Raw genomic sequence first — 19,537 nt, 5'->3', positions numbered from 1 at the left:
GCCATGAACATTCTCGAACTGCGGAATTGCAGCAACGGCTTCGGTGAAGGTGCAGCGCGGGAGGAAGTCCTGAAAGGGATTGACCTGAACGTCGAGGAAGGTGAGTTCGTCGCGATCCTCGGTTTCTCCGGCACCGGGAAGTCCACTCTGATTAATCTGTTGGCCGGTCTTGTTCACCCTGATAGCGGCAAGGCGCTGTTTCGTGGAGAACAGATTGAAGGACCGGGACCGGAACGCGGCCTTGTCTTCCAGTCCTATTCTCTGATGCCGTGGTTGACCGTTGCCGGAAACGTCCGGCTGGCGGTTGATACGGTTCACAAGGACAAGCCCAAATCCGAACGGGCAGCAATCGCTGCGCATTACATCGACATGGTTGGCCTGTCGCATGCGACGGACCGACGCCCGGCGGAACTCTCCGGGGGTATGCGTCAGCGGGTATCTGTTGCGCGCGCCCTGGCGATGAGCCCGGAGGTGCTGCTGCTCGACGAACCGCTATCGGCATTGGATGCATTGACCCGGGCCAATCTTCAGGACGAAATCGAACGCATCTGGGAAGCGGACCGCAAGACCGTTGTTCTGATTACCAATGATGTGGATGAGGCGATCCTGCTTGCCGACCGTATCGTCTCCCTGAATCCGGACGGCACCCTGGGCGAGCAGTTCACGGTGGACCTGCCACGCCCGAGAGACCGGACGGCGATGAACCATGATCAGGTCTTCAAGGCGCTTCGCGGCAAGGTGACGAACTATCTCATGGATGTTGGGGTCGCTTCGCGGGTGGAGGGGTCGCGCGTGCTGCCCAATGTCACTCCGATCCACGGCATGCCGAAAGCCTATGCCGACGCGGCAGATTCGCCGGTGACCGACCGTTATCTGCAATTCTCTCAGCTGCATAAGGTTTATCCGACCCCAAAAGGTCCGCTGACCGTCGTCGAAGATTTCGAACTGTCGGTGCATAAAGGGGAGTTCATTTCCCTGATCGGGCATTCCGGTTGCGGTAAATCGACGGTTCTGACGATGGCGGCGGGATTGAACGAAATTTCCAAGGGCGCCATCGTCCTGGACGGCAGCCATGTCGTCGAGGCCGACCCGGAGCGCGCGGTCGTATTCCAAGCGCCGAGCCTGTTCCCTTGGTTGACGGCGCGCGAGAATGTCGCAGTCGGTGTCGACCGCGTCTATCCGAAAGCGAGTCTGGCCGAGCGACAGGACGTCGTCGATTTCTACCTGGAGCGCGTCGGCCTGGCGGATGCGATGGACAGGCCTGCTTCCGAACTCTCCAACGGGATGAAGCAGCGCGTCGGCATCGCACGGGCCTTCGCTCTTTCGCCGAAACTGCTCCTGCTGGACGAGCCTTTCGGCATGTTGGACAGCCTGACGCGTTGGGAGTTGCAAGAAGTCCTCATGGAAGTATGGGCGCGGACGCAGGTCACCGCGATTTGCGTCACCCATGATGTCGACGAAGCAATCCTGCTGGCGGATCGGGTCGTCATGATGACGAACGGGCCGAACGCGCGAATTGGCAAGATCATGGATGTCGATCTGCCGCGCCCGCGCACGCGAAAAGCCCTTTTGGAACATCCCGGCTACTACGAATACCGCGAGCAACTGCTGTCCTTCCTCGAGGAATACGAACACGGAAACCGGAAAGCGCCTGAGCCTGTGGAGGAAGACGCTGAACTTGAAACCGACGAAGCGGCCTAGGCCCACCCGCTTGGCGCTACAGGCGGGGGCGTAAGATGGAGTTGGATGAATGACAAGAAAGCTGGTTGTCATCGGTGCGGGAATGGCATCGGGCCGCGTGCTCGAGGAACTGTTCGAGAAGGCACCGGGTGAATATGACGTCACCCTGTTCGGGGCAGAGCCGCGCGGGAATTACAACCGCATAATGCTCTCGCCGGTTCTGTCGGGGGAAAAGACCTATGAGGAGATTGTCACCCATGACGCCGACTGGTACCGGGAGCATTCGGTGCAATGCCGGTTTGGCGAGCGTATCACGGCCATTGACCGCAACCGCAAAACCGTCGTGACGGACCAGGGCGAGACATCCTACGACAAGTTGCTGATTGCAACGGGATCACAACCATTCATCATTCCGGTGCCGGGCAAGGACCTCCCCGGTGTGCTGACATACCGGGATCTGGACGATGTTGAGAAAATGCTCGACGCGGCCCAGAAACCAGGTGCGAAAGCGGTCGTGATTGGCGGCGGCTTGCTCGGCCTTGAGGCTGCAGCGGGTCTGAAAATGCAGGGCGTGGATGTAACGGTTCTTCATTTGATGCCGCATCTGATGGAACGGCAACTGGATCCGGCCGCGGGTTATCTTCTGGCAAAGGAACTGGAGGCGCGCGGGATCAACGTTCACCTGCGTGCGAATACCCACGAAATCGTCGGCTCCGATAAGGTGGAGGCGGTTCGTCTGGATGACGGCACCGAATACAAGGCCGACATTGTCGTCATGGCCGTGGGGATCAAACCGGACACGCATTTGGCGGTTGGCGCCGGTCTCGCCTGTGGACGGGGCATTCATGTGGACGATGCAATGGTTACCGCCGATCCGGATATTCTGGCCGTCGGCGAATGTGTGGAACACCGCGGCATGTGTTACGGGCTCGTCGCGCCGCTCTACGAGATGGCGAAGGTGGCGGCCAAGACCTTGGTTGGAGAAGAGGCCGGATACGAAGGGTCGGCTCTCTCGACGAAGCTGAAGGTTACGGGCGTCGACCTTTTCTCCGCCGGAGACTTCTCCGAAGGCGATGACCGTGAGGAGATCGTTTTCCGGGACCCGACGCGTGGTGTATACAAAAGAATTGTATTGCAGGGCGACAAGATCGTCGGAGTCGTCCTGTATGGAGACGCTGCGGACGGCGGCTGGTTCTTTGGCCTGCTGAAGGACGGAACTGATATCTCGGAGATGCGGGATACGCTGATCTTTGGGCCGGCCTATGCGGGAGGGTCCCCGCTGGACCCTATGGCGGCCGTTGCAGCCTTGCCGGATGATGCGGAAATCTGCGGCTGTAACGGCGTATGCAAGGGGACGATTGTCTCAACGATCACCGCCAAGGGATTGGACACGATTGATGAGGTGAAGGCTCATACCAAGGCCTCATCCTCCTGCGGGACCTGTACGGGATTGGTCGAACAGGTCATGGCCTTGACCTTGGGAGACGATTTCGCGGTCCCGCAAAGCAAATCCATGTGCGGCTGTACGGACCTCACGCATATGGAGGTCCGGCGTCTGATCAAGACCAAGGAACTCAAATCCATTCCGGCAGTCATGCAGGAACTGGCTTGGAAAACGTCTTGCGGCTGCGAAGCGTGCCGCCCGGCCCTGAATTACTATCTGCTGTCGGATTGGCCGGCCGACTACGAGGACGATTACCAGTCTCGTTTCATCAACGAGCGGGTTCACGCGAACATCCAGAAGGACGGCACCTTCTCCGTCGTGCCGCGGATGTGGGGCGGGTTGACCAATCCACAAGAGTTGCGCGCCATCGCCGATGCTGCCGAGAAATATAATGTGCCGACCGTCAAGGTGACGGGCGGGCAACGCATCGACCTACTGGGGGTGAAGAAGGAAGATCTGCCCGCGATCTGGGCGGACCTGAACGCCGCCGGGATGGTCAGCGGTCAAGCCTATGCCAAAGGCTTGCGTACGGTGAAGACATGTGTCGGAACGGACCATTGCCGGTTCGGCACGCAGGACTCGACTGGCCTTGGCGTCCGTTTGGAAAAAGCGCTTTGGGGGTCCTGGACACCGCACAAATTGAAACTGGCCGTCTCCGGTTGTCCCCGGAATTGTGCCGAGGCGACCTGCAAGGATGTCGGTATCGTTTGCGTCGATTCCGGATATGAAATCCACGTCGGTGGTGCGGCTGGCCTTCACGTTCAGGCGACGCAGCTTCTTTGCAAGGTCAAGACGGAAGAGGAAGCAATCGAATATTGTGCGGCGGTCATTCAGCTCTATCGGGAAGAAGCCCAGTATCTGCATCGGATCTACAAATGGATCGATCAGGTCGGGCTCGATCATCTGACTGCGCGTGTGGTCGATGACGAGTCCAGCAGGAAGTCTCTGGCGGCGCGCTTTTTCTTTTCACAGAAATTCGCCCAGACCGATCCATGGTCGGAGCGTGCGAGCGGCGCTGTGCATCCTAACGAGTTCCAGCCGATCGCGGAGGTCGCATGATGGACGTAATCGTTTCGGACTGGATCGATATCGGCGCCTTGGACGAGATCCCCGTTCGAGGGGCGCGCAAGGTGAAAACGCCGATCGGCTGCGTCGCTGTGTTTCGCACGATCGGGGATGAGGTTTTTGCCCTTCTCAACAGATGCCCGCACAAGAACGGTCCGCTGTCCGAAGGTATCGTGCATGGCCGTTCGGTTACCTGTCCGCTTCATAACTGGGTGATCGCCCTCGACACCGGTGAAGCCCAAGGTGCCGATAGCGGTTCGGTGCCGACGATCAGGACGCGGATAGAAGACCGCCGCGTTCTGTTGGATCGGGCAGCTTTCGCATTGGGGGTTGCGGCTGAATGACTGCGGACCCGGCATTGGAAAAGGGGGCGGTTCGTACGACCTGTCCTTATTGCGGGGTGGGGTGTGGCGTGCTGGCGCGGGTGGAAGAGGATGGCGTCTCCATCGCCGGGGACCCGAGCCACCCGGCGAATGAAGGGCGACTTTGCTCCAAAGGATCGGCACTGGACGAGACTATCGACTTGGAAGGCCGGTTGCTACAGCCGCGTCTGCACGGGGCCGAAATCCAATGGGACCGCGCTATAGCCATGGTGGCGGACAAGTTTTCTCAGGCGATTGAAGAGCATGGGCCGGACAGTGTGGCCTTTTATGTCTCCGGCCAGTTGCTGACAGAGGACTACTATGTCGCAAACAAACTGATGAAGGGGTTCATCGGCTCCGCCAATATCGACACGAACTCCAGGCTATGCATGTCCTCATCCGTCGCCGGGCACAAACGCGCGTTCGGTGCGGATGCGGTTCCCGGTACTTACGAGGACCTCGAACTCGCGGATCTGGTCGTCTTGGTTGGGTCCAATTTGGCCTGGTGTCATCCGGTACTCTACCAGCGCATCGCTGCGGCCAAGAAGGACCGGCCGCAGATGCGGATCGTCACTGTTGACCCGCGGCGCACAGCGACAAGCGACATCGCGGATATGGAATTGCGCCTTGCGCCGGGATCGGACGTTGCCTTGTTCAACGGGCTTCTGGACGCAATCGCCAAAACGGGATCATTGGACCACGACTTCCTTGAACGGCATACAGTCGGACTGGACGAGGCTTTGGACGCCGCTGCGGAGGTCTCTCTCCAAGACGTTGCCGCGGTAACCGGGCTTTCCGCCGATCATCTTCAGGCATTCTTCTCGGCTTGGATCGAGACCGAGAAGGTCGTCACTGTCTATAGCCAAGGCGTCAATCAATCGAGCAGTGGCACCGACAAGGTGAATGCAATCATCAACTGTCATTTGGCAACCGGACGGATCGGAAGGCCGGGAATGGGACCCTTTTCCGTCACCGGTCAGCCGAATGCCATGGGCGGACGAGAGGTTGGCGGATTGGCCAACATGCTCGCCGCGCATCTGGATATCGAGAATCCGGAGCATCGGACCGCCGTTCAGGAATTCTGGCAATCGCCGACGATCTGCGTGCAGGGCGGCTTGAAAGCGGTCGACATGTTCAAGGCCTGCGCCGACGGCAGGATCAAGGCGCTCTGGATCATGTCGACCAACCCGGCGGTGAGCCTGCCCGAAGCGGGATCCGTCAGGGCGGCGATCGAAGCCTGTCCCTTCGTTGTGGTGTCGGACATCATGGCCGAGACCGACACGGCGGAATTGGCCGATCTTGTCCTGCCCGCCGCCGCCTGGGGAGAGAAATCCGGTACCGTTACGAACTCGGACCGTACCGTCAGTCGCCAGCGCCCCTTTCTGCCGGTACCGGGGCAAGCGCGCCCCGATTGGCGGATCATCTGCGATGTTGCTGCGGCGATGGGGTGGAAGAACGCCTTTGACTATAACGGCCCGGCTGCGATTTTCCGGGAACATGCCGCGCTTTCGGCGGTTAGCAATCGATTCGGTCTCGATTTCGATATAACCGGGTTGGCCGAGATCGATGACAAAGCCTACGAGGCCTTTCAGCCAATTCGCTGGCCTGTCTCCAAGAAACGGAAGAGCCGCGACCGGTTTTTTGGCGATGGACGCTTTTTTACGTCGGGCAGCAAGGCGCGGCTTTTGGCAGTTCGCCACCGCGCGCCGGAATCCGCTATCAGCGCGGAGTATCCGCTGCGGCTGAATACCGGCCGAGTGCGAGACCATTGGCACACCATGACCCGCACGGGAAAATCCGGCAGATTGAGCCGCCACATGGCGGAACCTTATGCGGAGATCAATCCCGCCGATGCGCTGCGGTTCGGTATCGCGGCGGCCAGTCTTGTGCGTGTGGAAAATCCTTATGGATCCATCATCGTTCGAGCGATCGTAACCGATCGCGTTCAGCTAGGTTCCGTTTTCGTCCCAATGCACTGGACCAACCGTTGGACAGCCAATGGCCGCGTCGGCAACCTTGTTCGCGCGGTGGTGGATCCGGTTTCGGGGCAGCCGGAGTTGAAAGCGTCTGTCGCCAGGGTCGTGGCCTTCGAAGCGGCCTGGCATGGTTTCGCGGTCGGTAAGCGGGAGATGAAACCTGACAGCGCATATTGGTCGCGGTCGCGTTTCGCTTCCGGGTGGCAAGTTGAGCTTGCTGCCGATAAGGCGCCGTCGGACTGGGAGGCCCATGCCCGCTCACTGCTTCGGATCGAGGCGGGTGATGCGATCACGATGATCGACCCGTCTCGGGGGATTGTCCGGGCTGCCTTCATAGAGGACGGCAAAGTCGCCGGGGCGTTCTTTGCATCGCCGGGACCGGTAGAACTCGCGCGCTCACACGTCCTCAACCTCGTCGCCGCCGGCAATGGAGTAGATGATCTGCTGGCGGGAAGGCCGGGCGGGCAGATATCGGATCCGGGGGCGACCGTTTGCAGTTGTTTCGACATTGGCGTGAATACGATCATGTCCGCGATCGTGGAAGGCGGTCTCGCGGATGTCGAGGCCGTAGGCGAAGCCGTGCGGGCAGGGACGAATTGCGGATCCTGCCGTCCGGAACTGCGGGCGCTTATCTCCCGCGCGTCCTTGCAGGCGGCGGCGGAATGAGCCTTGCTCCCTACATACACGCGATGGGGCGGGGACCTTCCCGGGGCCGAAATCTGACGCGGGAGGAAGCGGCCGACGCGATGCGCGAAATATTGTCGGGGGAGGCCGCGCCGGAAGCTGTCGGCGCCTTGCTGATGCTGATGCGTTATCGAGGTGAGACGGCCGGGGAGGTCGCCGGTTTTGTCGATGCTATCCGGCCGACGGTAGCGGCCTGGGTGGACCTCCCTGCGGTACTCGACTGGCCGAGCTATGCGGCCGGCCGGTCGCGAGGCTTGCCTTGGTTCCTGCTGTCTGCGCGGTTGGTGGCACAGGCTGGCATCCCCGTATTGCTGCACGGCTGGAATTCACATCAAGGGCAAGCCGCGGACGTAAGGAAGGCCTTGCCGCTGGCAGGGATATCGGTATCCCAAAGCCCACAGGAAGCGTCGTCTGCCCTGGTTGAATGCGGTATCACTTATGTCCCGCTGGAGGCAATGTCGCCGAAGCTTCTGGATCTGCTGCGGTTAAGGGACGTGCTGGGACTTCGTTCCGCAGTCAACACCACGCTGCGGGTGCTTAACCCCTCCATGGCTCCCGCATCGGTGCAGGGCGTGTTTCATCCCCCATACAGGACGTTGCAGCAGGATGTCGGCAGGTTGTTGGGCCAGCCCTCCTTGTCCGTCCTGAAAGGCGGGGGTGGGGAATTTGAACGGCATCCGGGCAAGTCCGTCGAAGTTTTCGGCCTTCGGGAAGGCGGTGCGATCGAAGTGATCGCATCCCCGTTGCTGGAGGTGGCGCGGAGGCTTGCCGATGAGAATCCGGATATCGAACACCTGTCGGCATTATGGGCGGGTGATCGCCGAGACCCTTTTGCCGAGGCGATCGTTCTCGGTACCGCTGCCGTCGCCCTTTGGTCTGCAGGCAGGACACCGGACCTTCCGCATGCGGAGGAGATGGTCCGGCGGTTATGGGCTGTGCGAAACAGCGCCGAGGCGGCTTAGGGAGAGAGGGTTATGAAAACTTTCCCACTATTTGTGAAAATGTCGGAAAGGCGTGTTGTCGTCATCGGTGGCGGCGGACAGGCGGCAGCCAAGGTCCGTCTGATGCTGAAGACGGAAGCGTCGATTGCCGTGGTTTCGGACCGATTGGATCCCGAACTGCAGGGATTGGTCCTGTCCGGGCGTATAGGACAGCACCGTGAGGCTATATCGGCCAATTGCCTCCAGCCGGGAGACATCGTGATCATCGCCCGTGACGGGGACGAACGCGGCGGGCCGAGCGATTTCGAGATAGCAGAGATGGCGCGTTCTGCCGGCGCCTTGGTCAATGCGGTGGACCAGCCGGACCTGTGCGACTTCTTCATTCCCTCCATCGTCGACCGCGACCCGGTTGTCGTTGCCGTTGGTTCGGAAGGCAATGCGCCGCTGCTCGCCCGTCAAATCAAGAGCAGGATCGAAACTACGTTGGAACCCCGATTGGGTGAGTTGGCTGCCCTGGCGGGACGTCTTCGCCCTCGCGTCGCGGAGAAGATCGCGCCCCGCGCCCGCCGTGCGTTCTGGAACTGGGTCTTCAACGGGGCTCCCCGGCAATCCCATGCCAAGGGTGCGGAGAGGGACGCTGCCGATGCGATCAAGCAAGCGATCGAAAGGGGCGGTGCACCCACAGAAAAAGTTGACGGCGGCTTCGTCAGTTTGGTCGGCGCAGGGCCCGGAAGCCGCGACCTGATCACCTTGCGTGCGGTTCAACGGCTCCAGGAAGCAGACATCATTTTCTACGACCGGCTGATCGACCCTGACTTGCTTGAGCTTGCCCGTCGGGACTCGGAACGCGTCTATGTCGGTAAGACACCGGGCGCCCATGCCTGGCCGCAGGAGCGGATCAACGGCGTCATCGCGTCCGCCGCGAAGCAGGGCAAACGGGTTGTGCGGTTGAAATGCGGCGATCCGGGCATATTCGGACGCGCGGCGGAGGAAATTGCCTGTCTGGACGCGGCCGGTGTGGCCTGGGAAATCGTCCCCGGCGTGACAGCCGCTTCCGCCGGCGCCGCGGCGGCCGGGCAGTCGCTCACTGAGCGGGGCATCACCGATACGCTGGTTCTGACTACCGGCCGGAAGCGGGATGGGGTGTGTGGGGTCGATTGGAACGAGCATCTGAAGCCGGGCACGACGATGGCGATCTATATGGGGGTCGGCGAAGCGCGGGAAATACGGAAGCATCTTTTAAACGGAGGCCACCCGAAGGCGCTTCGCGTTGATGTCATGAGCTGTGTGGGTATGCGGAACCAAAGGCTAATACAAACTTGCCTCGGCGAGTTTCCCGATGTCATGGAAGCGAAGAACATCGCCGGCCCGGCCATTATCGTCCTGCGAAATCCCGAGAGGGTGGGGTTGCTCCAAGAGGCTTCCCGAACGGCCAACGCGGTTGGTATGGAGAACGGTTGTAAGGTGGCGGCGTCGTCACGCTTGCCCGCAGAGGCCCTGTAGCCGCGCGGACAAGGGCACGCGGATAGAGACCTGCGGAACCGCAGCCTCGGATATTACATCGTCGGATCAAATTGAATCAGTATGTGGGACTAACCCTCGGTGGTGCGGCGCACCAGGGCGAGGCCGGGAAGTGAGGGGTTCGGCCGTGCCTGTTGTAGGGAATCGAAATTGGTCCGTTTGTTCCGGCCGCTGCGATAAGCGTGTTCGCGAATGAGGCAGGAGGCCCGCATGCCCTGCCGGTTCCCAATCTGACAGCGCCGCGGGCCGACGTGATGCAGGCTGCGGAAAGGCAATTCGCCTTGACCTCTTGACGGGCCTTCCAGCGCTTCAAGACCATTGCTGGGGCAAACTGGCGAGCCGGTCCGGCGGGATTCCGCTCGAGGGTGGTGAACCAGATCCTACGTTATTGCACGATTTCGATGGCGTTTTATACGGTTCCGCGACAATCTGCGGCCCGCCTGTTGCCCGCCGATGCGAGGGCAGCGCAGATTCGTGATGTGCTCCGCATATTCCGCAGCGAAAGAATAGAGTTTTGCGAAATGCGGGAATTGCAATGTTGGTCTCATCCTATCTACGCTCTCGGGCTGAAAACTGATAAGGCTGGCCGCAAGCAGAACCAAACTGTGTGCCTGTTAATGAAGAGATCGTGGAGGGATGTCGACCCATGAGTAAGAGCAACATCGTTAAAATTGACCGACACCCTGGTCGTTCGGCGCAAACTTTCGGAATTGCCCGCGAATTGGGCACTGATCCGTCATTGATTCATGAACCGCCTGTCGGTGTTGTCGGAACCAAGGGCGACAGCCAATGTTATCTGGGGGTCGTCGATAAGGTTGATGCCATCCACGAACAGCTGAAAAGCCGTATCGGGGCGGATGAAAATCACCTCAAGATGCGGCTGATACAGCCAGAATATACGATTGCGACGTCCGACGGCATTCGCAACGGCACGCCTGAGATGCGTTATTCGCTTATCGGCCGTGAGGTTACGAACGACGCCCTGTGCGAACATTTCGCGGCGAGCGGACTTGCGGGCATCATCGCGGTCGTCGCCTGCGACAAGCCGCCGGTGGGCACGCTTGCCGCCATTCTTGAGCATAACGAACCCGCCATCATCATGTCGGACGGGCCGATCCATCCTGGAAAGAACCCAAGGACCGGCGCTGCCATAGATCTCGTCAGCGCTTATCAGGTTGCCGGCAATCCCGATGCGGAACTCCAATACGACATTGCCTTCCATGCCTGTCCCGGGATCGGCAGCTGCGGCGGCATGTTCACCTATAACACCATGCAAACCTTCATTGGCGTGGTCGGTATGCAGCCGCTGCACATGGTGGCGCCGGCATCCGACGATGCGAGGCGGACCAAGGACTTCCCCAAGGAACTTGTCGCCCACCTGGAAAACATGATGGCCAAGGGGCTGCGGCCACGGGATATCGTCCAACGGGACTCCATCCGCAACGCGGTAATCGTGGCAATGGCCATCGGCGGGTCCACGAACGTGGTCCTGCATGCACCGGAAATCGCCCGGGCCGCGGGGTATGCGGATTTCTGGAAGGAGGTCATGACGCCGGAGGAGTTCAATCACCTTTCGCAAAATGTCGTCCCGGTCATCACGGATGCGCGGCCCTATGGGCTCTATTCGATGGTGGATATCGACAATGTGGGCGGTGTCCAAGTCATCGTCAGCGAGCTGCTGGATGCCGGTCTCCTGAACGGCGACATGCTCACCTGTACGGGCGAGACCTTGGCCGAACAAGTGGCGCGTTTGGGAAGTCCGCGCGCCGACGGTACGGTCGTTTATTCGGTCGACAAGCCATACAAGCCGACCGGCGGCCTGCGCATCCTTGGCGGCAACCTGTCGCCGGACTTCTCGGCGATCCTGAAGCTTGCCGGCGTGGAAAAAGGTCTCGAGAACAATGTCTTCAACGGCAAGGCGCGCGTCTTTGAAGGCGAGAGCGGGTTGTTGGAAGCATTGGACAAGACGCCCGACAGCTTCCAGGACAACGATATCGTCATCGTCCGGTACGAAGGGCCCAGCGGTGCGCCGGGAATGCCCGAGATGCTCGATTCGACCTCCCGCATCACGACGCTGTGCCGGGAGCGGGATATTGTCGTCGCCCTGATGACCGATGGGCGGTTTTCCGGCGGTTCGGTCGGGCTGGTGATCGGCCATGTCGGACCGGAAGCCGCAGTTGGCGGACCGATTGCGTTCATTGAGAACGGCGACGAAATCGTCATCGACCTCAACTCCAACACGGTGAACTGCCTCGCTCTGGATGATCAGGCGACGCTGGCCGCTCGACGGGCGGCGTGGGAAAAGCAGGTTGCCGATAATGGGGGTACCCATCCGAATTGCGGAATCGCGGATACCAGGCTTCTTCAAAGAGCCAGACACTCGGCCGTTCCCGCAACCCGGGGCGGCGGTCTGCACCCGAACCGCGAAGTCTGGGTGCGGGACCCCCGCGAGGCGAAAGACTCAGGCTTCACCCCGAAGAACCGCTTCAAAGGCTAGGAAAGCCTGTCGGCCAAACCTACGGCATTGCGAGAATACGAGACTATCTCCCCCGGGACCGTACGTTCCGGGGGAAATTTTATGTTTCAACCTCAATAGACTGGTTTGTCGCGACCGTTCCCGATCAGTTCCGTCGCAGACTAGTCATAAGAGTTCCGCATTCTCCCAGTGCTTGGTGTTTCTCCAAAAAGCCAATCTTGAAGTTGTGAACCAAATTGGACTATGTTTGGATCGCAACAACATCAAAGGTATTCGGGATGAATCAGCGCCGTCGCGCGCAGACCAATGCGCAGACACTTCGCGACGACTTGGTGGAGCGGATCCGCTCGGGGACAATGCCGCCAGGCTCCCGATTGCCAACTGAACGCGATCTTTCAGAGCAGTTCCGCCTAAGTAGAAACACAGTTCGCCGGGTTTTGGATTCCATCGCAGATGAAGGGCTTATTGAGCGCCATGTCGGGCGCGGAACCTTTGTGTGCGGGATAGGGGAAACGAACACTCTGGCAGACGGAAAAGCACCTGTTTTCGACAAGCGCAGCGTTAATCCGGAAGAAGTAATGGAAGCCCGGATGTTGATTGAGCCGATGATGGCGCGGCTTATCGTTTCCCGGGCGACGGAAAGGGAGTTGGAGGGGCTTGAGGCGCTTGTGCGGGAAGGCGCCAAGGCAACCACGATGAGTGAATTCGAATACTGGGACAACCGGCTTCACCGCGCGATCGCCGCAGCCAGTAAGAACATGTATCTCATTCAAATCGTTGAAGGTATTCATTCAGCAAGACGGTCCCAGGCTTGGAGTGGATTGAGCCGTCGGGGCATGACTGATGACCGTCGCCGTTTGTACCAAGCCGATCATGAGAAAATTGTTGCCGCGCTTGTCATGAGGGATGGGCTGGCGGCGGAAGAAGCCATTCTCGAACATCTGCAGCACGTCCGGCGCAACCTACTGCTCATCTGACTTTGTTCCCCTTTGACATGCTGAACCTTTTCTGGAACATTGGATCAATAATAGTAATCCAATATCATATTGGTCCATGAAAGGTTGGTCCGAGTGTCCCTAGCCCTGACGCGCCCGGAAATAGTCGGTTGGTTTGGAGTCGCCAGCAGCAGTCATTGGCTGGCAAGCGCGGCTGCGATGCGGATGCTGGAGATCGGCGGCAATGCTTTCGATGGTGCTGTCGCGGCCGGTATGGCCCTCCAGGCTTTGTGTCCGCACCTTAACGGTCCTGCCGGCGACGTCACGATGTTGATACACGATGCATCGGGTGGGGAAACGCTCGCGGTTTGTGGGCAGGGGGAAACGCCGGCTGCTGCGACAATCGATGCTGTCCGTGCCAGAGGGCTGCAAGCTGTCCCCGGCACGGGTCTATTGCCCGCGGTCATCCCCGGGGCGTTTGACGCCTGGATGATGCTATTGGCTGCAAAAGGGACGCTTAGTCTGTCGACGGTGATGGAACCTGCACTCGGCTATGCGATCGCGGGGGCGCCTGTCGACGACAGGTTGAATGCGACGCTTGCGGCAAGCAAATCCATCTTCGATGTGTATTGGCCGACATCGGCCCAAATATTCATGCCGGAGGGGGCGGCCGCACCCGTCGGCGGATTCCTGCCCAATCCGGTTCTGGCCCGAACCTGGACGCGAATCCTCGACGAGACCAAGAGCGCGGGCGGCGACCGTGTCGCTCAAATAGAGGCAGCCCGGCGGTGTTGGTCGGACGGCTTCGTGGCGGAAGCCATTGACGATTTTTGTCGTCACACCGAAGTCATGGATGTGTCCGGCCAAATGAATGGTGCGTTTCTGCGCGGTCAGGACCTGGCCGGTTGGCGGGCGACATTCGAACCGCCGATTCTGTTGGATTATGCGGGCCACCAAATTGCGAAATGCGGTCCCTGGACGCAGGGGCCTGCCCTGCTTCAATGTCTGTCCCTGTTGCCCGCGGATGAGGTGGCGACGATGGATCCGAAGGGGGCGGATTTTGTCCATTACATGGTCGAAGCCCTGAAGTTGTCGTTTGCGGATCGGGAAACCTTCTACGGTGACGATCGACTGGCCAACGTTCCGATCGACCGGCTTTTGGATCCGACATACACATCCGCTCGTCAGGCCCTCATCGGCGATAAGGCAAGCAATGACTTCCGGCCGGGAGATATCCCCGGTTTCGGTGCCCAGATTGACTTTGCGGAGGCATGCCGGCGCAAGAAAGAGGCAGGCCTTTTAGCGGCCTATGGCGGGGGCGAACCGACGGTTCAGGAAATACGCAAGGCCGGTTATGGCGCAACGGCGGTCGGGGATACGTGCCATTTGGATGTCGTGGACGCCGCGGGCAACATGGTTTCTGCGACCCCGTCGGGAGGATGGTTGCAATCCTCCCCGGCCATACCTGAACTCGGGTTTCCTCTCGGCACGCGGGCCCAAATGATGTGGCTGGACGAATCCGCGCCATCCAAGTTCGGTCCGGGTCGGCGTCCGCGAACGACCCTTTCCCCTACATTGGTGTTGGACGGCTACGGCCAAGCCAGCCTCGCTTGTGGGACACCTGGCGGAGATCAGCAGGATCAGTGGCAGAGTGCTTTCCTGATCCGTCATCTGGTTCATGGCATGGGCATGCAGGAAGCCATCGAGGCGCCGGCCTTCCATTCGGAACACTGGCCGAACAGCTTTTTTCCTCGAGCAGCCAGTCCAGGCAAGCTGGTGATAGAGAGCCGTTTCGGGCCGGATGTGGCGGACGAGTTGCGTCGGCGCGGACACGACGTCGCTGTCGCAGGCGAATGGACCGAAGGTCGCCTTACATCGGTATCGCGCCGCTCCGATGGTACCTTGCGGGCCGCGGCAAACCCGAGGGGAGGGTTGGGCTATGCAATCGGCCGGTAAGGAATACCGAAATGCGATTTCTGGAGACCCTTCCCCCGAACAGGGCGATATAGCCCCAATGCGCAGGGCCGTGCATCGCCTGCTCGGTTTCTTGGATGGTGTCATCGGAAGCGTGGCCACGATCGCTTTGATGTCTCTCATCGTCATTGTCTTTGCGAATGTGATCGGCCGATACGTTTTCAACAATTCGCTGACATGGGCTTCCGAGGCCGCTCAATGGTTGTTTGTTGGCGTCATCTTTCTTGCTGTGCCGCTAGCGCACAGATCCCGCATGCACCTTTCAATTACCATGCTGGTTGACCGGCTAAGCGGCGGCTCGCGGACGCTGGTTGATTTCCTGGCTGATGTCATTCTTGCCTGGACGACGATTTCTCTTCTCTTCGGCGGTACCTATCTGATTGAGGTGATGGGGGGAACGAACTACGTCCTGGCGCTGCCGGTTTGGGTAAAATTCATCATCATTCCGGTCAGTTGTATCCTCGCGCTGGTGTATCAGTTCCTAAGAGGAATTGACGAGAATGTGCAGCCCTGGCGTGCGCCTTTGGCCGTCGTTGTCGGATTTGCCCTGCACTGGGCGATGAATGATGGGAACCTGATCACGATTTTGGGTATCGGGCCGGCCGCGACGATGGCGATCGGGTTCGTCGTCGCAATGGCTCTTGGTGCGCCGGTTGCGTTCGCGATGCTGTTCGCAACTTTCCTGGCCAACGAGGCCGGGCAAATGATGCCGCCGGCCGCCGTCGTGCAGAATATGGTCAACGGGTCGAGCAAGTTTCTTCTTCTGGCGGTGCCCTTCTTCATTACCGCCGGTGCAATGATGAATATCGGCGGATTGACCGAGCGCTTGATGGATTTCGCTTTCAAGCTTGTCGGTCATTTCAGAGGAGGGTTCGCCCAGGTCAACATCGTCTCAAGTCTCTTTTACGCTGGTATTTCCGGTTCCAGTTATTCGGAAGCAGCGCTCGGCGCAAAGCTGTTGGTGCCCCAAATGATCCGCCACGGCTATGCGCCTGGATTCTCTTGTGCGGTAACCGCTGCCGGCGCGACCTTGCCCAATGTGATTCCTCCATCGATCGCGTTGTTGATCCTTGCGGCGGCATCCAATCTGTCGGTCGGGCATTTATGGCTTGCGGGGGTTGGTCCGGGTTTGCTCATGGCTTTCGCGCTGATGATCTGCATTTACATAATCTCCCGTAGGCGCGGTTACGGTACAGCGAACAGCAAGGCGGACTGGAATGAGCGCGGGTCGGCATTTCTTCAGGCGCTGCCGGTCCTCGGCCTCGCGGTTCTGATATTGGGAGGGATCCGTTTCGGCGTCGTGACCCCGACGGAAGCGGGCGTGCTGGCGGTTGTCTACGCGATGTTCCTGGGCATTTTCGTGTACAGGGCCTATGCCTTGAAGGATCTCTGGCGAACCCTGCGCACCGCTGCCATCGAGTCTGCGCTTGTCGGCCTATTGATAGGCGCCGCCGCGCCTTTCGCCTTCGTGCTGGTGACCGAAAACGTTCCGCAGGCCTTGACCCAGTTTGTCACCGGCCTGTCCGACAATCTCTATGTCGTGCTGATTCTCGTGAATGTCCTAATGCTGCTTTTTGGCATGTTCCTGGATATCGGGGCGGCCATACTGATCCTGACGCCGCTATTGATGCCGGTAATGGTATCGCTGGGCATGGATCCCATTCATTTCGGCCTCGTGATCGTGGTGAATCTGATCCTCGGCGGATTGACGCCGCCGGTCGGGATGCTCGCCTTTATCACCGGCACGGTTTCCAAAACACCCGTCCATGTAGTCTTTCGAGCGATGTACCCGATGCTGGGTGCACTGATCCTGGCGTTGCTGCTGGTCAGCTTCGTACCTGCGATATCGCTCGGCCCGGGATGGCTCCTCTCTGGAAAATAAAATTGTTCGAAGGACGGGAAGAGGAGTGCAAACAAATGCGATTGAAACAGGAGGCTTTGACGATGAACACAAAACGATTGCCGGTATTTCGCCGGCTCGCGATTGCTGCCGTGGCGGCGGGAATGACATTTGCGGCGACCGGAGCCGCGCTTGCGCAAGGGAAGCCGTTTACGGTCTCAGTGATCTACGGTCCGCAAAAACCGCAGGCTTTGATCTGGAAGAAGTTCGCCGAAGAAGTTGAGAAGGAAATCCCCGGCCAGTTTGACTTCAATATTGTCACCGACGGCGCGTTGGGGGGTGAAAAGGAAACAACGGAAGGCGTACGGCTCGGCTCGATTCACGGCGCGCTGTCTACTCTTGCGAATTTGACCACTTGGATTCCGGAAGGGGCGCTGTTCGATATGCCGTTCATGTTCCGTGGTCCCGATCATATCGACAAGGTAATGGCGGCTGCGCCGGGTGATGAATACAAACAGCTCGCAGAGGCGCAAGGTTTCAAGGTCCTTGGCTTCATTACCTACGGTGCCCGCCACGTCATTTCCAAAGACCCGATCATTTCGCCCGAAGATGTTGACGGTAAGAAGATGCGCGTGTTGCAAAGCCCGCTGCATATCGAGCTGTGGAAGTCGTTGGGTGCCAATCCGACACCAGTTCCGATCACGGAAGCCTACAACGCACTTCAGACGGGCGTAGTCGACTACATGGATATGACCATGTCCGGGTACCATGCCTTGAAGCTGTTCGAAGTCGTTCCGCAGTTCACCCGGACCGCCCATATCTGGGCGTTGGGCGCGGTTTACCTCAGCAAGCCTTACTGGGATGGCATGACATCCGAGCAGCAGGCGGCGTTTGAAAAAGCAGCTGCGATAGCTATTCCCTATTTCAACGATTTGGCCGCAGCGGAACAAGAGGCGTCGCTGGCCAAGACAGTCGAGGGCGGGACAGTCGTACACGATGTGGATGGTGCGGTTTGGCAGAAGGCTATGGAGCCCTTCTGGCAAGCATATGCGCCGAATGTGGGTGGAATGGATAAGATCCAGGCCATTGTTGACGTAAAATAGTGCCACGGCGTCACGGCCCTTGTCGCAAGGGTCGTGACGTTTACCGTGCTTAGGAGGGAAGTGGAATGCGGGAGAACAAAGCACCGGAGGGGTTCACCGCTTTTCCCGAAGAAGAACGTCTTCGGGATGGCACCATGCGTGAGGAGATCATGACCATGGTGGTTGAAGCCTTGAACGCCCAAGGCTTCCCCGGGCTTTCTCTCGATACCATCCGCAGCGAAACGCCGCACCGCAATGCCGCCGTGGAGCTCTTGCGTGATTGCCGCCCCCTGCCGGTAGTCCTCGCTCTGATCGACGAGTTGGAGAATGGCCGTTTCGTTGCACCATAAACCGGAAAGACTGGATTTCATGTCATGACTGACTTGGCCCCTTTTACTTTTTATCATTCTACGCATCGTATCCAATATGGCGCCGGCTGCCTGTCCGCCCTTGCAGACATTGCGAAAGATGCAAAATCGACCCGCGCCTGCGTCTTGATCGATGCCTTCTTTCTCGGGGGGCAAGTCCATGGTCGATTGGAGGAGATCCTCGGCGACTACAGCCCCGTGTTTCACGGTGTCCCTCAGCACGAGCCGGATACCGATTCCGTAGATGCCGCACGAAAGACACTTGAGGAAAGCGGCGCCAATCTGGTCATTGCCGTGGGTGGCGGTTCAGCGATGGATACCGCCAAGGCGGCTAGAATGCTGATCAGCAATCCGGGCCCGATCGACGACATTGTCGGTCCGATGGGGCGGCCGATGAACCCGCATGACTCTCTCTTCGTCTGTATCCCAACGACGGCAGGTACCGGAAGTGAGGTTTCAGAATCGGCGATTGTTGCGAAGACGGGTACCGACTACAAAATGGTGCTGCGGAACCAGAACATGAGCGCACGTGTCGCGTTGCTGGATCCGGAACTTTCCGTCTCCGCGCCCCCATCGGTTACGGCGACTGCGGGATATGACGCAGTGACCCATGCCGTGGAAGCGTTCACCTCCAAGGTTTCCGGCCCGATGACCGACCCCTTTGCGAAGTCGGCGATGGAATTGCTCGCGGGTAATCTTGAACGCGCTTATCAAGAACCCGGCAATCTCGACGCCCGTGGCGCTTGTCTGATCGGTTCAATGCAAGCCGGTATCGCATTCAACAGCGCGCATCTCGGTTTGGCGCATGCGATTGCCGGGGCAATGGGCGCATTGCACCATACCCCGCACGGCCTTGCCAACGCCTTGGCGCTTCCATGGACGATGGCCTTCAACGCGCCAGCCATGGGAGAGAAAGGTGACGTGGTCGCGGGTATTTTCGGTGCCGAAAATTCGGCCACCGGCCTGTCCCGTCTGCGCCATGCAGTCGGACTTGATATCAGTTTGGACGATCACGTCCCCGACGCCGCCGCGCGCGACAGGGTTGCGGAAGGAGCATCAAAATCGGGACAGGTCAAAGTCAACCCGCGTCTCGCGTCAGCTGATGAAATACGCGTGATTCTTGAGCATATGCGCCGCCCAACCGAAGGGGCGGAGCCATATTTGAACCTCTGAGACCCGGAAGGTGTGA

At 59.5% G+C, this 19,537-nt stretch carries 13 protein-coding genes; all 13 read left to right on the top strand.

The window, feature by feature from the left end; all coding sequences use genetic code 11:
- Positions 1 to 3 precede the first annotated feature (3 nt).
- The 13 genes from ACQK2G_RS18935 to ACQK2G_RS18875 all read left to right on the top strand — a co-directional run bounded on the left by ACQK2G_RS18935 (position 4) and on the right by ACQK2G_RS18875 (position 19,521).
- The gene (locus ACQK2G_RS18935; RefSeq protein ID WP_425406598.1) at positions 4 to 1,701 is read left to right on the top strand and encodes an ABC transporter ATP-binding protein; all 1,698 of its coding nucleotides are present in this window, start codon (positions 4 to 6) and stop codon (positions 1,699 to 1,701) included.
- Positions 1,702 to 1,750: 49 nt separating this feature from the next.
- Complete coding sequence (gene nirB / locus ACQK2G_RS18930; RefSeq protein WP_425406597.1) at positions 1,751 to 4,183, top strand: nitrite reductase large subunit NirB; 2,433 nt, start codon at positions 1,751 to 1,753, stop codon at positions 4,181 to 4,183.
- Positions 4,180 to 4,533, top strand: a complete 354-nt coding sequence (nirD, locus tag ACQK2G_RS18925) for a nitrite reductase small subunit NirD (protein WP_425406596.1) — start codon at positions 4,180 to 4,182, stop codon at positions 4,531 to 4,533. The genes nirB and nirD overlap by 4 nt, the downstream gene beginning before the upstream one ends.
- The gene (locus tag ACQK2G_RS18920) at positions 4,530 to 7,193 is read left to right on the top strand and encodes a molybdopterin-dependent oxidoreductase (RefSeq protein WP_425406595.1); all 2,664 of its coding nucleotides are present in this window, start codon (positions 4,530 to 4,532) and stop codon (positions 7,191 to 7,193) included. Before nirD ends, ACQK2G_RS18920 begins: the two co-directional genes overlap by 4 nt.
- Positions 7,190 to 8,173 carry a glycosyl transferase family protein gene (locus ACQK2G_RS18915; RefSeq protein WP_425406594.1) on the top strand — a complete coding sequence of 328 codons (984 nt, stop codon included), beginning with the start codon at positions 7,190 to 7,192 and terminating at the stop codon, positions 8,171 to 8,173. Before ACQK2G_RS18920 ends, ACQK2G_RS18915 begins: the two co-directional genes overlap by 4 nt.
- Before the next feature lie 12 nt (positions 8,174 to 8,185).
- A complete protein-coding gene (gene cysG / locus ACQK2G_RS18910) occupies positions 8,186 to 9,655 on the top strand; it encodes a siroheme synthase CysG (protein WP_425406593.1) in 1,470 nt (489 codons plus the stop codon).
- Between the two features lie 664 nt (positions 9,656 to 10,319).
- On the top strand, positions 10,320 to 12,170 hold the full coding sequence (locus tag ACQK2G_RS18905) for a dihydroxy-acid dehydratase (protein WP_425406592.1): 1,851 nt from the start codon (positions 10,320 to 10,322) through the stop codon (positions 12,168 to 12,170).
- 257 nt (positions 12,171 to 12,427) lie between these two features.
- Positions 12,428 to 13,126, top strand: a complete 699-nt coding sequence (locus ACQK2G_RS18900) for a FadR/GntR family transcriptional regulator (RefSeq protein ID WP_425406591.1) — start codon at positions 12,428 to 12,430, stop codon at positions 13,124 to 13,126.
- A gap of 93 nt (positions 13,127 to 13,219) precedes the next feature.
- A complete protein-coding gene (locus ACQK2G_RS18895; protein ID WP_425406590.1) occupies positions 13,220 to 15,040 on the top strand; it encodes a gamma-glutamyltransferase family protein in 1,821 nt (606 codons plus the stop codon).
- Positions 15,024 to 16,940, top strand: coding sequence for a TRAP transporter large permease subunit (locus tag ACQK2G_RS18890; protein ID WP_425406589.1), 1,917 nt, complete (start codon positions 15,024 to 15,026; stop codon positions 16,938 to 16,940). Before ACQK2G_RS18895 ends, ACQK2G_RS18890 begins: the two co-directional genes overlap by 17 nt.
- Positions 16,941 to 16,975: 35 nt before the next feature.
- Positions 16,976 to 18,001, top strand: coding sequence for a TRAP transporter substrate-binding protein (locus ACQK2G_RS18885; protein ID WP_425406588.1), 1,026 nt, complete (start codon positions 16,976 to 16,978; stop codon positions 17,999 to 18,001).
- Between the two features lie 65 nt (positions 18,002 to 18,066).
- A complete protein-coding gene (locus ACQK2G_RS18880) occupies positions 18,067 to 18,330 on the top strand; it encodes a hypothetical protein (RefSeq protein ID WP_425406587.1) in 264 nt (87 codons plus the stop codon).
- 24 nt (positions 18,331 to 18,354) lie between these two features.
- Positions 18,355 to 19,521, top strand: a complete 1,167-nt coding sequence (locus tag ACQK2G_RS18875) for an iron-containing alcohol dehydrogenase family protein (RefSeq protein WP_425406586.1) — start codon at positions 18,355 to 18,357, stop codon at positions 19,519 to 19,521.
- Positions 19,522 to 19,537: the final 16 nt, after the last annotated feature.

Source organism: Hwanghaeella sp. (assembly GCF_965227365.1).
GTDB lineage: Bacteria > Pseudomonadota > Alphaproteobacteria > UBA8366 > Aestuariispiraceae > Hwanghaeella.
This window is presented reverse-complemented; position numbering and strand designations above follow the sequence as displayed.

Bases quoted from the DNA above. Each gene is read 5' to 3' on its own strand.
- ACQK2G_RS18935 (WP_425406598.1), top strand. From the start codon at position 4: ATGAACATTCTCGAACTGCGGAATTGCAGCAACGGCTTCGGTGAAGGT.
- nirB (WP_425406597.1), top strand. From the start codon at position 1,751: ATGACAAGAAAGCTGGTTGTCATCGGTGCGGGAATGGCATCGGGCCGC.
- nirD (WP_425406596.1), top strand. From the start codon at position 4,180: ATGATGGACGTAATCGTTTCGGACTGGATCGATATCGGCGCCTTGGAC.
- ACQK2G_RS18920 (WP_425406595.1), top strand. From the start codon at position 4,530: ATGACTGCGGACCCGGCATTGGAAAAGGGGGCGGTTCGTACGACCTGT.
- ACQK2G_RS18915 (WP_425406594.1), top strand. From the start codon at position 7,190: ATGAGCCTTGCTCCCTACATACACGCGATGGGGCGGGGACCTTCCCGG.
- cysG (WP_425406593.1), top strand. From the start codon at position 8,186: ATGAAAACTTTCCCACTATTTGTGAAAATGTCGGAAAGGCGTGTTGTC.
- ACQK2G_RS18905 (WP_425406592.1), top strand. From the start codon at position 10,320: ATGAGTAAGAGCAACATCGTTAAAATTGACCGACACCCTGGTCGTTCG.
- ACQK2G_RS18900 (WP_425406591.1), top strand. From the start codon at position 12,428: ATGAATCAGCGCCGTCGCGCGCAGACCAATGCGCAGACACTTCGCGAC.
- ACQK2G_RS18890 (WP_425406589.1), top strand. From the start codon at position 15,024: ATGCAATCGGCCGGTAAGGAATACCGAAATGCGATTTCTGGAGACCCT.
- ACQK2G_RS18885 (WP_425406588.1), top strand. From the start codon at position 16,976: ATGCGATTGAAACAGGAGGCTTTGACGATGAACACAAAACGATTGCCG.
- ACQK2G_RS18880 (WP_425406587.1), top strand. From the start codon at position 18,067: ATGCGGGAGAACAAAGCACCGGAGGGGTTCACCGCTTTTCCCGAAGAA.
- ACQK2G_RS18875 (WP_425406586.1), top strand. From the start codon at position 18,355: ATGACTGACTTGGCCCCTTTTACTTTTTATCATTCTACGCATCGTATC.